Below are 14043 nucleotides of genomic sequence, written 5' to 3' on the forward strand. Positions count from 1 at the left end.
AATTTGGGGCAAGTCCCCTGTGCGTAGATTGTCGCCGTGAAGGTTTGCAGGAGACGCGTACTTGAGACTCCGGTGACGGCTGGCAGGGGGAGGGGCGCGTGCCCGGGCACCTCTTCAGCCGTGGCGCACGGGAGTTGGCGCAGAGACGCGATCGAACGTCTCCGGAAGTCTGATGAAGATCGCAAGCAGTGTGACGCCATCGTCCGTGGGGTGCTGAATCATGGGGTAGAGCCATGCGTGCCCGGTGCACGGCCTGTCGTGTGCACCCGTTCACAGTGAACAGGCAAGACGGGCAAGGCGGGACGGCCGATCGGTCTCGTAACCGAGCTGACGCACATCGCTGTTGGCCCCGTTGTGCAGGTTGACTACAGTGGTAAAAGCGTTGTGAGGCGCGGCTTGCTTTGCGATCGTACGGTGAGTGGTTGGGCCAGGTCTCGATCGTGTCGGAGCCGATGGCTGTACGGGGGAACGGGGAGGGGTGTCGTGCTTCCGGCAGAGATGGCGGGGGGTGTGTCGGCGGCCAGGGCGGCGAACCTGGAGGCCAGTGGTGAGGCCCTGGACAAGTTCGTGAAGCGGGTGGATGCGGTTCTCCGCGACCTTGAGACGTCGGCCGGCAACCCGACGAAGGTGGGAGCCCAGACCATCAGGTCCACGTCTTTGAGTGCGGGGGCGGACGGTATCTTCCCTGAAGCCGACGGCTTGTACACGCAGTACAACCGGGTCCATCAAGAGCTCACGTCCCTGTCCAAGACCCTGCATCTGCAGATTGAGGCGACGGCCATCGCGGTTCAGGGTGCGCATCGAGGCTTCGACAACCTTGAGGAGGAACTGCGTCAGCGGTTCTACGCCATCCAGGGAGAGATCGCGAAGATCCAATATGCCAAGGACGGCAAGCAGCGCGTCGGTGACAACCGCACCGGGGTGATGTGACGATGACCGACAAACAGCGCGAGGTGGACCTCGACCGCGTCGAGGGGCAGAACGGCGTCACGGATATCGTCCGAGGGTTTGAGGACCGTCCGCGAGGTGGGTTGCTCAACCGCATGATGCGCTCGGCCTTCGTGGACAGTCCGCTCGGGCGGACCATCGCGGAGCGCACGGACTTTGAGAAGCGCGACTTCGACCTCAATCAACTGATCGACCTCGTCGAGCAGACGGACCCGGAGGATCTGGAATCCTCGGGCAAGGCATTGTGGGACGCGCGCGACGCCATCAATGCGGCAGCTGACGAACTCGAAGGCCACATCGACAACGTCCACTGGGTCGGAGAGTCGGGTGATGCCTTTCGTAAATGGGGCAGCTCGCTCGTCACCAACACGCATCACTTGAGTGACTTCGCCGGGTCGGCAGGGGATCAGATCACCGCTGCCGCCGTGGGCCTTGCGTCTGTGCGCGGTGCCATGCCGTCTCGTGATTCGGAAACGAGCCGGAAGCGGCCTGAGCACTTCACAGAGGCTGAGAAAACCGCGGACAAAGGCGAGTACGAGGCTGCCGTACGGGTGGAGAAGGACCGCCAGGAGGCGATCAACCAGATGAACCGGTTGGCGTCGTACTACGCGGTGTCCGAAGAGGTGCTGGCGTCCCTGCCCGCCAAGGACAAGACGCCGGAGTTCACGGCCATGCCTGATGTTGGGGTTCCGCGGCCGGCGAAGGAGTATCGCCCCGGCGGATCTGCCTCAGCCACGACTGGAGAGTCCGGAACGACAACTGTCGTGGGCCATGACGCTGCCGTGACGGATGATGCCGCTAGGCACGGCGTAAGCGATAACCCGAGGTCCGCAAAGGACATCACTGGCAAGATCGCGTACCCCGACGAGCCTGTCCGTACCAACATCGACAGCGTCGGCACGCTGCCACCGTCCACGACCACACCCGTGACCGGCCACACTCCGCCGACACTGGGCACCCCTGCTCCCGGTGGCGGTCAGCCGAACATGTTCGAGGTTGGTCTAAGGACACCGGTCTCCAACGGCACGTCAGGCCGGAACCTGGGTGGAACAGGTGGTCTTCGCACCCCTGCGTCGGCTCAGGCGCGCATTGGTACGCCCGGTTCGGGTTCTGGGCGCTCCACGGGGCAAGGGCCCATGAACCAGATGGGGCGTGCCACGTCGACCGGGCAGTCCGCTGCCAGAGGCATGGCTCCTGGATCGCAGTCGTCCCAGATGGGCCGTGCGGTCACCGGTGGTACGTCGCGAGCCGGCGGCACGGCTGCTCCGCGGGCGAACAGCGGTCCGGTGACCGGAGCAGGTCGGGCCAACGGAGTTGTTGGGGGACAGCCCAGGGCGGTTGGTGGCGCTTCTGCGCAGGGCGGCGCCAGGATTCCTCGCGGGACGGTTGTCGGTGGCGAGGGAGTAGCCAACTCACGTCCCGCTACTGGTCGACCCGGGCAGCGTGGGGTCTTCGGAGCGCCCGAGCCCACGGCGAGGTCGGGTGCAAGCGCGACGCCCCCTCGTGGGGGCTCCGGAACGTCCGAGGCTGTCACAGGCAGGCCGGTCGCACGCAACTCCGTTGCGGGCGCCGAGCGTAACGGCCTGACACGTGGCGGCGCCGGTCTCGTGCGCGGCCCTGGCCACGTAGCGTCCGGTGACGATGGGAACGTCCAGGGATCGCCGCGTCCCGACCACCGGGTCGAAGGCGAAGAGATGCACCTACCTAGCAGGCCGCGGCGTGATGTGCCGCCGGTCGTCAACTGACCAAGCACGAGCGAGGACACGGAACACGATGACGTCAGGGACCAGCCGACGAGCCGAGCGGGCCAAGGTCCACAGATCCCGCCCCGGTAGACGAGCGCGGGCTGTGGGCGCGGTTGTCGGTGCCCTGGTGGCCGTGAGCGTGGGATCCGCCCCTGGTGCCGCTGCGTACGACGCTCAGTCCAAGCAGTGGTACCTGGAACCGATGCAGGCCGAACAGATGTGGAAGGTCAGTACGGGGAAGGGCATCAAGGTTGCGGTCATCGACAGCGGCGTAAACGCAAATACCTCCTCCCTGAAGGGGCAGGTCCTGACCGGCGAAGTTCCCAAGTCGGTCGCCTACAACGCCACGGACGACTACACCGGCCATGGAACGACCATGGCTGAGTTGATCGCAGGTACGGGAGCAGGAGGAGGCCTGCAGGGGTTGGCGCCGGGGGCGAAGATCGTTCCATATCGCATTGAGCTTGAGGGACTGAAAGGTGGGGCGGAGGAACTGGAGAAGACGCCCGGGGCCGTAGACGCGATCAGGGCGGCAGCCGACACCGACGCGCAGATCATCAGCATGTCGTTCGGAGCGGAGGGGCCGAGTTCCAAGGAGAAGGAGGCCGTCGAGTACGCCGCTTCGAAGGGCAAGCTGATGATCGCAGCAGTTGGTAACGAGGGCGGAACCGGGGGCAGGATCGGTTATCCAGCCGCGTACCCCTATGTAATTGGTGTGTCGGCGACAGACGAATCCGGCACGGCGTCGGAGTTCGCCTCGTCTGGGAACTATGTGGATCTCATGGCGCCAGGGCAGGGCTTCCCCGGGTGGTGCGACGGGAACCTCCGCTCGTACTGCGATGACGACCAAGGCACCAGTGCCGCAGCTGCCATCGCCTCGGCCTCCGCCGCCCTGATCTGGTCCGCCCACCCTGAATGGACGGTGAACCAGGTTACCCGCTCCATGATCGACACGGCTGGCCGTACGTGGGCGAAGGACAAGCCGAGTAAGTACGCGGGTTATGGGTTCGTCCGTCCTCGGATTGTTCTCAAGGACTCCAACTACGACGCAGGCCCCGCCAACGTCGACCCCCTCGCGAAAGACAACGGCGGAGACCTCCTGGCCAACTCCGCATCCACCGCCTCGTCCTCTCCCTCCCCCTCTCCGTCAACCGCATCACAGGCCCCCGAAAAGGGTTCCAGTGGCGGTACCTCGGCGGCAGGTTCAGCCGCGGAATCGACGAATGGCGGCAACACTCTGTGGATTGCGCTCGGGGCAGCTGCCGCAGCCATCGTGATCGGTGGCGCCGGCGTGGCTGTCATACGGGCGCGACGCGCCAGGTGACATCGACAGCCGTAAAGGGCCGTCAGGAGCCCTGTGCTGTGCGGCTCAAGCCCAAACAGTTGGATCAGGAAGCAGACACAGAAAGGACGGCTGACCATGGCCGGCAAGCAGAAGCTCGAAAACGATGCGGTAATTCTGCTCCAGAAGCAGATGCTTGAGAAGTACGAGAACGTCAAGTCACGTGTGCACAGGCTTCAGGGAATCATCGACAGCCTGGAGACCGGTCAATGGGACGGAATCGGCCGAGCCGCGTTCGACAAGAAGCAGTTCGAGATCAACCAGTCGCTGCGGAGCATGGGCAACATCCTTGCTGAGGTCATCGAGGCGATGACCTCGGCGCGCAACATCATCGACACCAAGGAAGACGAGGTGCGCGCGGCGGTCAACAGGATTGACCTCCAGGACGGTGCTCCCACGGTTTCTCCCTTCACTTCCTTCTGAGTCGAGCCGAGCTCAGGACCAAGGCCGGACACCGGCACGCATCAGCCACGCACCAATGAGACGAGGTAAGCAAGCATGGCCGGCAACAACATGGATGGGCTTTCCGTCACTTATGACGCACTCGACATCACGGCGACCAAGATCGCTAACGAGGCGAGGGACCTCGAGCAGGATCTGCAGGAGCTGAAGAGGCTTGTCGAGAACAGTGTGCAGTACTGGGAGGGTGAGGCCCAGGACACGTTCAAGGTGAAGCTGGAGAGGTGGGACAAGGAAGCCACCGACATCCACACGGCGCTCACGGGTATCGGTCACGTCGTGGCTACGGCAGGCGGTACCTACATGGAGGGCGACAAAAAGGGAGCCAGCTACCTTCAGTAGCTGGAGGCTCATGAAGAACAGTTCCGGGGTGGGCGCGCGCGGGAGGCGCCCACCCCGTCGTTGTCCCCCGTCGCAGCGTGAGCCGTGGTCCTGGGTCCGCCGTACGGAGGCATACGGGCCCGGGAAGTTCATGCCGCACGTCCTGATCCCGCGCTGTGCCGGACCGGAGAAGACCCCTCTCCCCACCGGCCCAATCTGCCCGCGCCACCTCCGGCTCCGGGCCGTGACCGTCGAAGCGACCACGGCCCCAAGACCCTCGCACGTCAGCCGGCCGTCAGCCCGTCACCCATCCCCGTCCTCGACCAACCCGACCTGAACCAACGGCTTCCCCCGCTTCCGAGACACGAACACACCGCGCCCCGCAGGCATCGGCCGCGGCCGTACGCCGCCCAGCAGGTCGCCCTCGCCCGGGTCGCCCGCGAGGACGACGCCTTGAGCCCCGAGTTCCTTGATGCGCTGGGTGAAGGCCTCGTAGCCGGCGCGGCCGGCGCCCGCGGTGGAGCGGGCGATGATGAAGCGGACGCCGACGTCACGGGCGAACGGGAGCATTTCCGTGAGTCCCGACAGCGGGTTGCCGCTCGACGTGGACACCAGGTCGTAGTCGTCGACGATCACGAACACCGTGGGGCCACGCCACCAGCTGCGGTTGCGCAGTTGCTCCGGTGTGACGTCCGCGGTGGGGGTGCGGCGTTGCATGAGGTCGGCCAGGGCGTCCATGTGGTGCTGCATCTGGTTCGACATGGGGATGTACTCCGCCAGATGGGAAGGAGGGGTGACACCCAGCAGCGAGCGGCGGTTGTCGACCACGAACAGCTTGCAGCTGTTGCTGTCGTAGCGCTCGGCGAGACGCTTGATGAGCAGTTTCAGCAGATTCGACTTACCGGACTCGCTCTCGCCGAAGACGAGGAAGAACGGGTCCTGGTCGAAGTCCACGAACACCGGCTCGAGGCTGTCCTCGTCGAGGGCGAAGGAGATACCGCGGTTCGGGAAGCGGTTGCCCGGGGGCAGCTGGGATGCCGGGAACTCCCGCGGCAGCAAGCGGACTTCGGGAGCGCCAGGCTGTTGCCAGTGGCGGCCGACCTCGGACGCGAGGGCCACCGTCGCCTCCGCCAGGTCCGTGTCGGAGGACAGACCGTCGATACGCGGGACCGCCGCCATGAAGTGCTGCTTCTGCGGTGTCTGGCCGCGTCCAGGAACACCTGTGGGAACGTTCGCCGCCACCTTGCGGTCGAACTCGGAGTCCATGGGGTCGCCGAGCCGCAACTCCAAGCGGTTCATCAGGTGGTCCTTGAGGTTCGAACGGACCTCCATGGAGCGCGATGCGGTGAGGATCAGATGGATGCCGTAACCGAGGCCGCGCGCCGCGATGTCCAGGATCACCGGATCCAACGCCTCGTAGTCCGTACGGAAGTTGCCCCAGCCGTCGATGGCGAGGAAGACGTCGCCCCAGGGCTGGTCGGTCACCGAGATGTCCCCCCGCGCGCGGCGCGCACGGAACTCGGCGATCGACGGGATGTTCGCGGTGCGGAAGTACTCCTCACGGCGGGTCAGGACGCCGTACACCTCAGCCACCGTACGCCGGACCTTCTCGGGGTCCAGTCGTGAGGCCACTCCGCCCACGTGCGGCAGGTCGGCCACGGCCGACAGGCCGCCACCACCGAAGTCGAGTCCGTAGAACTGCACTTCGTGAGGGGTGTGGGTGAGGGCGAACGATGCGATGATCGAGCGCAGGAGTGTCGACTTCCCGGACTGCGGGCCGCCGAGGATCTGCATGTGGCCGGCCGCGCCGCCGAAGTCGGTCCAGAGCGGTTCGCGCCGCTGCTCGTACGGCTTGTCGACGATGCCGACCGGGACGACGAGCCGACCGGCACCCTCGTAACCGGGCTGCGTCATGCCCCGGCCGGCCACCGGAGCCAGCCCCGGGAGCAACGAGTCGAGCGACGGCGGACTGTCCAGCGGGGGCAGCCACACCTGGTGGGCGGCCGGCCCCTGGGCCTCCAGACGCCGGACGATCACGTCCAGCACGGTGTCGGCGAGCGCGTCGTCCTGCCGTTCGTCGGGCTCCTCCTGCCGCTGCTGCGGTACCGGCGCGTACTGCACCGGCACTTCGGCCGCGGTGAACAGCACGGGCCGACGGTCGACCGGGAGCGGCCCGCCGGGCACGACGGCCTGCTGAGAATCCGTGCGGTACGCGCCGGAGACGTACGCGGCCTTGAAGCGCACCATCTCCTCCGTGCCGAACTTCAGGATGCCGGAACCCGGCACGTTCGGCAGCTCGTACGCGTCGGGGACGCCGATCGCGGCGCGGGACTCGGCCGCCGAGAACGTCCGCAGACCGATCCGGTACGACAGGTAGGTCTCCAGTCCCCTCAGACGGCCCTCCTCCAGACGCTGCGAGGCGAGCAGGAGATGGACGCCCAGAGATCGGCCGATACGGCCGATCTGCACGAACATCTCGATGAAGTCCGGCTTCGCGGTGAGCAGTTCACTGAACTCGTCGATCACCAGGACCAGCGACGGAATGGGCTGGAGCGGGGCGCCGGCGGCGCGCGCCTTCTCGTAGTCGTGGATGTTGGCGTAGTTGCCGGCATCGCGGAGCAGCTCCTGGCGACGGTTCAGCTCACCACGGATCGAATCACCCATACGGTCGACGAGGGTCAGGTCGTCCGCCAGGTTGGTGATCACGGCCGCCACGTGGGGCATCTGCGCCATCCCGGCGAAGGTCGCACCACCCTTGAAGTCCGCCAGGACGAAGTTCAGTGTCTCGGAGGAGTGGGTCACGGCCAGTCCCAGGACCAGCGTACGCAGCAGCTCCGACTTCCCGGAGCCGGTCGCGCCGACGCAGAGACCGTGCGGGCCCATGCCCTCCTGCGCGGCCTCCTTGAGGTCGAGCATCACGGGCCGGCCGTCCTCGCCGAGGCCGATCGGTACGCGCAGCCGCTCCGACTGCGAACGCGGGCGCCAGGTGCGCCGGGGGTCGACCGAAGCCGCGTCGCCCAGGTTCAGCAGTTCCGTGAAATCGAGGTTGGCCAGCAGTGGTTCGCCGTCGTCGCCGCCCGATGCCATGCGCAGCGGCGCCAGTTGTCGGGCAAGCGCTTCGGCGGCCTCGTACGACAGGACGTCCGGTGTGCCCTCGTAGACCATGCCGTGCGCCGACTCCAGACGCAGTTCCTTGGGCTGCACGATGATCGAGAGGTCGCCGCGCCCGGAGCTGAGGTCACCGGGGACGATCTCGATGACCGTCACGCTCTGCAGGCCTTCAGGACTGGCCAGCAGGGACGTGGGCGGCAGTGAGACACCGTCGAGCAGGACGACCAGGTGCGGTTGCTCGGAGACCGGCGGAGCGGCGGGGTGGAAACGCGGACGGCCCTGGAGGATGTCGGTCAGCCGGTCCTCCAGCTCCATCGGATCGGTGGTGATCAGACGCATGCTGCCCGCGCCGTCCGTGACGCCCCGCGTCTGCGTGTGCGGCAGCCACTTCGCCCATTCCCACGCGGGCGCCGACTCCCGTCCGGTGGCGACCGCGATGACCAGGTCCTCGGACGAGTGCAGCGCGGCGAGGCAGGCCGTGACCGCTCGGGCGGTGCCGCGCACGGTGCCGGGTTCGCCACTGATCGTCACGTGGTAGAAGGCGCGCAGCGAGACCGCCATCGGCAGGCCCTCGAGCGTGCTGTGCGTGGTCAGGAAACGCTGCATGGCCCCGGCGGTCAGCGGCTCCAACTCGTCGACCGGAGCGGTCTGCGGTGCGATCAGGGGAGTGGCCAGGCCCTGCGGGCCGAGGCCCACGCGTACCTGCCCGAAGTCCTCGTCACCGGTGCGCCGTTCCCACACCCGGCTGCCCTCGGCGACCAGGGCCCACAGTTGCTCCGGTGAAGGATGCAGGTAGTACTGGGCGTCGCGCTGGGCCTTGGCGGTGTCCATGGCCCGGTGCCGGGTCTGCGACAGGTAACGCAGGTAGTCCCGTCGGATGTCCGCCAGTTGCCCCTGGTTGCCGCGGCGGTAGCGGACCAGCATCGCGACGCCCATGGCGATCGTGGAGGCCACCATCACCATGCCCATGATCTTCATGAAGGGCTGGGCCTGCGGGTTGAAGAAGAACACCACGGATCCGCCCATACCGAGCATGGGCAGGAGTTGCATGAGTGCACCCTCCTGCTGCCCGCGCGGAAGCTCCGGCGGAGGCTGCAGCACGACCTCGTCCGTGGGCACTTCCTTCGGCAGCGCCCGCGGTGGGCGCTTGACGACGATGTGGCTCACTACGCACCAATTCCCTTGCCGGACCGAGATGTTTCGTCCACCGCCCCGTGTCCGGCGGACGTCGATCGCGAAGGGTGATCCTACTGACAACCACCGCTACCGGCGGGCGGTAGGGTGCCCATGAGGTGTGTGAGCAGTTGCGAATCGTTCCGGGAAAACCGGGCAATCCGCGACGCTCGGAACCAAGCGCCGCCCCGCATTTCCCGGGCGTGACGACATCGTTGCCCGGATGCGCGGGCGGCGCGGCGCAACGTGCACAGGATCTTTGCGGGCGGACGGGTGTGCAGCGGCACCGCAGACCGCCCGACCACCGACGAGGGGGAACAGCAGGTGAGCATGACGGCCTCCGCGCCGGTCGGCGCGACCGGCGGACCGGGCATCGGAGTCCCTTCCGGGGCAGGTACGGGCCTGGGCTTCTGCCGGGTCACCATCGTGGCACCCGACAGCCGCATCGACGTGGCGCTGCCCGACGACGTACCGGTCGCCGACCTGTACCCGGAGATCCTGAGGCTTTCCCAGCAGAGCCCTGACGAGGGTGCTCCTGTCGGCTATCACCTCGTACGCCGTGACGGCACCGTTCTCGACGGAGCGCGGTCGTTCGCGGCGCAGCGCATCCTCGACGGAGAGTTGCTCACTCTGCGTCCGTTCGCGGAGTCGCTGCCGCCGGCCGTCCTCGACGACGTCTCCGAGGCGGTGGCCGCTGCCGTCACCCGTGACCGCACCCTGTGGAACGGCGAACTCACACGGACCGCCGGCCTCATCGCGGGCGGCGTCCTGCCGGCGCTGCTGGCGTTCGTGGCCTGGAGTTCCCAGATCCGTCACGACATGCACAGCTTGCAGGGCGTCATCGCCGGTGTGTTCGGGCTGCTGTTGCTCACCATCGCCTGCGTGCGCGCACGGGTGTACGGCGATCGCGGCTCAGCGATCGCTCTCGGCCTGGGCGCCTTCCCGAACGTCGCTGTGGCCGGTTCCGGACTGCTTCCTCTCTCCGAGGGGCAGGGCATCGGGCGGCTGCAGTTTCTGCTCGCCTGCACGGCCGTCCTGCTCGCCGCCGTGGTACTCATGCTGTTGTCGCCCGGAGGCGACGGTCCCTTCGTGGCCTTCGTCTTCGCCACCGCGATCGGTCTGATCACCACCTTCATCGCCATCCTCACGAAGCTGCGGCCCATGGAGACGGCCGCCATCTGTGCCCCGCTCTCCGTTGTCGCGCTGGCCTTCCTGCCCGGCCTGTCCATGCGCTTCGCGCGATTGCCGATCGGTTTCGAAGCGCCCAATCCGTCCTGGGGCGGCTACGACGCGGGCGAGCCGGATGCGCAGGATCCCATCGACGTCGAACGCGTCGCGGCCCAGGCCCGCCGCGGCCACGAGCTTCTCGTCGGCCTCGTCGGTGGCTGTGCGCTCGTCTCCGTAGGCGCGTCGATCGTCCTGGCCTTCTCCGGCGATGTGTGGGCGGAGCTCCTGGCTCTGTCCACAGGCGTGGCGATGTTGATGCGCGCCCACCTCTTCCGCTACACCGCGCAGGTGAGCGCTGCCCTGGCGGCAGGCCTCACGGCCCTGGTCTTCCTCGGACTCGGGCTCGCACTGAACCCGCCGCAGGACTATGTGCGCGACGCCGTCCTCGGCGATGCGACTGCCCTCAACATCCGTAGCGTCTGGCTCGCTGCGGCGATCGCCGCAGCCGTCGTCCTTGTCACCGCGATCGGTCTCATCGCCCCGCAGCGTGGTGTGACCCCGTTCTGGGGACGCTTCCTGGAGATCGCCGAGAGCTTCGTCCTGCTCACGCTGATCCCGCTGGCTCTGGCCGTCTTCGACGTGTACGCACGGGCCCGGGCCATGACGAGCTAGTGGTGGGGCACCCGTCCCGCGTACGTGTCCGGGTGGGAAGCGGGCAGTGCTCTTCCGCCGACGGGCCGGCGCGCTCTGTCGCCGGCCGGGCGAGGGCGGACACGCCGTCAGGGGCCGAACTCCGGCCCGCCTCCTTGCCTTTGCCCCCAGCCCACTGTCGCGGCGGATTACCAGCGCGGGAACCGTGAATGCGACGGCGGTCGGTGTGGGGAATGCGAAGCTGTAGGTGCCATACCGTGCAAGCCAATGGGGCAGGGAACCGATCGCTGGTTCCCTGCCCCGTTCATCAGCGGCCGATCTATGCGTCCAGGCCCCCATTGTGCGGAGCCGGCTCCAGATCGAATTCGCCGTCCCGGGCCCCCAGGACGAAGGCTCGCCACTCCGCCTCCGTGTAACGCAGCACGGTCTCCGGGTCGAGCGACGATCGCATCGCCACCGCGCCTTCCGGGAGGTATGCGATCTCCACTCGCTCCTCGTGTTCTTCCGTGCCGGGTGCGCTGTGCCACTCGACGCCCGAGATGTCGAGCGCGTAGAGCTCGTCCTTCTCCCGCTCCTTGCGTGCCTTGAGTTCTTTGTCCTCGGCCTCGGCCATGACGGCTCCGATCCTTCCTCCGCGCCAACGCACTGTGCGGTCACCCTACTTGCTCCCGTTCTCGCTGCTCAGGGGTTCGCCCGGGTGTGACCGTAACGAGGGGTGTCGGCTTCGTTACAGGGGTCGGTGCGCCCTCACCACAGCTCCACGCGGGCGGCTTGGTCGCCGCCGCACGGTGAGCCGTATGGTTCTTGATCACCCCTCGCGCCCCTGTCCGGGCGGCAGTGTCCCCATCGCGCAGGAAGGCCATGGCCTGTGAGCGGCCCGTCCCACTCCCCGTACACCGCCTCAGCTCCCGAAGCCGAGCGTCGCACCCGGCTTCGGCGGCTGCGGACGGCCGGCGCGGCGGTTCTGGCAGCGGCGGTCGTCGCCGTGGGTGTCCTGGGCCTCACGTTGGGCGGTGACGATGCGGAGTCGGAACGGCGTCCGGTGGCCGTCCGGCAGGCTCCGGACGACATCCGCGAGACCGTGGAGAAGGCGCCCGAGTCGCCGGAGGGCGGCAGGTCCCTGTACCTCGTCGAAAAGATCAAGACCGTGGGCAGGAACATCTCGTCCATCGGCACCTGGGCGACGGAGAAGGTCTTCGCGAAGGGTGTCGGGAACTACGTCCAGGGGTTCACCCAACACGGGGACAAGAGCAAGGAACTGTACAAGCTCGACTTCCCCGCCCCACTGTGCGCGGTGACGCGCCACGTCAGCGTGGCCGGCTGGACGGTCGTCGCCTACCTACCCCGGCCAGAGCCCTGACCCGGACGAGGACTCCACCACCACGGCCATGAGCCTGCCCTGCGACCGCCTCACGGTCTTCGACGTCGACACGGGCGAGAAGAAGTGGGACGTGCGGCGGCCGGGCGACGGCAGCGCCATGTCCGTCAACGTCACGATGACGGACGGCGCGGTCCTCGTCACCTGGGGACAGGGCTCTGCGGCGTACGACATGACCACCGGCAAGCGGTTGTGGGCCGACACCACGCCGTCGGCGTGCGAGGCTCCGGGTTCGCGGGTGGCAAGGGCCTGATCGCGCTGCAGCGGTGCGGAGACTCGGGGGACCCCGAGTTCCGGTCCGGGTGGAGAGGGTCGACGCCCGCACGGGCAAGTCCACGTGGACCTACAAGGTCGCCACGGGCGTCACCGAGGTCTACCTGATCTCCTCCGAGCCGGCTGTCATCGCCGTCATGGCGGGCGGCTTCGCCGTCACCGGCCTGATCTCCTCGACGACAGGGGCAAGGCGCGCGCCTCGATCCAGCCCAACCGCGATCACCAGGTCATCAACTGCAGCGAGACGTTCAACGCGGTGGTCGAGACCTGCAGCACGATCGTCGTGGGGAAGGAGCGGCTCTACATCACGACGGACGACGACATCGTCGCGTACGACCTGGGTACCGGAAAGACCGTGTTCAAGTTCGACTCCATACCCGGGCGGCGGATGTATCCGCTGAGGATGAGCGGCGGCGAACTGATCGCGTACCGGGAGTCCGGCAATCTCTCTCCCGCCGCTGTCGTCAGCCTCGATCCGTTGTCCCGCAAGGAGACGCTCCTCCTGCTCATCGGCGGGACCCTCGACCTGGTCGACGTCGGGGATCCGACGGAGGACGACATCATCTGCGAGCACGGCATCATCTGCGAGCACGGCCGGATCTACTTCGCCACCGAAGCCCTGTACGGTCCGAGCGACAAGGGGGAAGTCGGGGAGGAGACCACCGTCGCGATCGGTTACGAGAGCGTCGCCCTGTCCAGGCGCTGATCCCGGCCCCGGCCCAGGCCCCGGCCAAGCCCGTCCCCCCAGCCTGGTACCCTGGCTGACGGCCGTTTGTGTGCGCACCCCCGGACTCCGGAGGTAGCTCCCGGCGGACCTCCGTCACCCGAGTCACAGAAGCCCCCCTGAGACGCAGACCAGGGGCACTCGGTGGCATCAATGAGACTCATGAGGAGTATCGCGTGTCGCTCGACGCCGCTACGAAGAAGCAGATCATCAGCGAGTTCGGTACCAAGGAGGGCGACACCGGCTCCCCCGAGGTCCAGGTCGCGATGCTCTCCCGCCGGATCTCCGACCTGACCGAGCACCTCAAGACCCACAAGCACGACCACCACTCCCGCCGTGGTCTGCTGATCCTGGTCGGTCAGCGTCGCCGTCTGCTGCAGTACCTCGCCAAGAAGGACATCCAGCGCTTCCGTGCGCTGGTCGACCGCCTCGGCATCCGCCGCGGTGCGGCGGGCGCCAAGTAAGACGCCGTGAGGGGGGCGGTTCCCGGGAAAAGGGGACCGCTCCTTTGTTGTACGTACGTCTTTGTTGTACGTACGTCCGCGGCTCGCGGCGCGTACCGCGGCGGCCCCCTGGAAGGGGGCGCGCGGCCCCGCCGCACGCGGGACGTACGGGCGGAAACGTGCGGAGTGTCACCACCCCTTTGTAGTGTGGTAGCAGAACGCAATACGCACGCCACAGCGTGAGCGCCCGGGACACGGGCGCCCGCACGCACACCGAACGAGGAGAAGCGCACCTCGCCGCCGCCGGT

At 67.4% G+C, this 14043-nt stretch carries 12 protein-coding genes; 10 read left to right on the forward strand and 2 right to left on the reverse strand.

The genetic code is table 11. The annotated features are described in order from the left end of the window. Nucleotides 1-483: 483 nt before the first annotated feature. The 5 genes from OG272_RS35595 to OG272_RS35615 all read left to right on the forward strand — a co-directional run bounded on the left by OG272_RS35595 (nucleotide 484) and on the right by OG272_RS35615 (nucleotide 4836). Nucleotides 484-930, forward strand: coding sequence for a hypothetical protein (locus OG272_RS35595; protein ID WP_327727579.1), 447 nt, complete (start codon nucleotides 484-486; stop codon nucleotides 928-930). Between the two features lie 2 nt (nucleotides 931-932). Then, nucleotides 933-2693 (forward strand): hypothetical protein, encoded by a 1761-nt coding sequence (locus OG272_RS35600; protein WP_327727578.1) that lies wholly within the window; start codon nucleotides 933-935, stop codon nucleotides 2691-2693. A 103-nt stretch (nucleotides 2694-2796) separates the two neighbouring features. Then, entirely contained in the window at nucleotides 2797-4017 is a 1221-nt protein-coding gene (locus tag OG272_RS35605; protein WP_327727577.1) for a S8 family serine peptidase, read from the forward strand. 96 nt (nucleotides 4018-4113) lie between these two features. Further along, entirely contained in the window at nucleotides 4114-4458 is a 345-nt protein-coding gene (locus OG272_RS35610; protein WP_327727576.1) for a WXG100 family type VII secretion target, read from the forward strand. 75 nt (nucleotides 4459-4533) lie between these two features. Then, nucleotides 4534-4836: a WXG100 family type VII secretion target gene (locus OG272_RS35615; protein WP_326576469.1), complete on the forward strand. Its 303-nt coding sequence runs from the start codon at nucleotides 4534-4536 to the stop codon at nucleotides 4834-4836. A 282-nt stretch (nucleotides 4837-5118) separates the two neighbouring features. Here the strand turns inward: OG272_RS35615 and eccCa are convergent, their stop codons facing one another. Next, nucleotides 5119-9093 carry a type VII secretion protein EccCa gene (gene eccCa, locus OG272_RS35620; protein ID WP_327727575.1) on the reverse strand — a complete coding sequence of 1325 codons (3975 nt, stop codon included), beginning with the start codon at nucleotides 9091-9093 and terminating at the stop codon, nucleotides 5119-5121. 336 nt (nucleotides 9094-9429) lie between these two features. Between eccCa and eccD the strand changes: the two genes are divergently transcribed. Beyond that, entirely contained in the window at nucleotides 9430-10938 is a 1509-nt protein-coding gene (gene eccD / locus OG272_RS35625) for a type VII secretion integral membrane protein EccD (RefSeq protein WP_326585594.1), read from the forward strand. Between the two features lie 298 nt (nucleotides 10939-11236). Here eccD and OG272_RS35630 read toward each other — a convergent pair whose 3' ends face one another. Then, nucleotides 11237-11530, reverse strand: coding sequence for a DUF397 domain-containing protein (locus OG272_RS35630; RefSeq protein WP_086748467.1), 294 nt, complete (start codon nucleotides 11528-11530; stop codon nucleotides 11237-11239). Nucleotides 11531-11785: 255 nt separating this feature from the next. Between OG272_RS35630 and OG272_RS35635 the strand changes: the two genes are divergently transcribed. The 4 genes from OG272_RS35635 (at nucleotide 11786) to rpsO (ending at nucleotide 13756) form a co-directional block, all read left to right on the forward strand. Continuing rightward, on the forward strand, nucleotides 11786-12277 hold the full coding sequence (locus OG272_RS35635) for a hypothetical protein (RefSeq protein WP_327727574.1): 492 nt from the start codon (nucleotides 11786-11788) through the stop codon (nucleotides 12275-12277). Between the two features lie 28 nt (nucleotides 12278-12305). Continuing rightward, nucleotides 12306-12548: a hypothetical protein gene (locus OG272_RS35640; RefSeq protein WP_327727573.1), complete on the forward strand. Its 243-nt coding sequence runs from the start codon at nucleotides 12306-12308 to the stop codon at nucleotides 12546-12548. 276 nt (nucleotides 12549-12824) lie between these two features. Further along, nucleotides 12825-13274, forward strand: coding sequence for a hypothetical protein (locus tag OG272_RS35645; RefSeq protein WP_328224146.1), 450 nt, complete (start codon nucleotides 12825-12827; stop codon nucleotides 13272-13274). A gap of 194 nt (nucleotides 13275-13468) precedes the next feature. Beyond that, on the forward strand, nucleotides 13469-13756 hold the full coding sequence (gene rpsO, locus OG272_RS35650; protein WP_030041128.1) for a 30S ribosomal protein S15: 288 nt from the start codon (nucleotides 13469-13471) through the stop codon (nucleotides 13754-13756). Nucleotides 13757-14043: the final 287 nt, after the last annotated feature.

The organism is Streptomyces sp. NBC_00104 (genome assembly GCF_045160825.1).
In the GTDB taxonomy this organism is placed as follows: Bacteria; Actinomycetota; Actinomycetes; order Streptomycetales; family Streptomycetaceae; genus Streptomyces.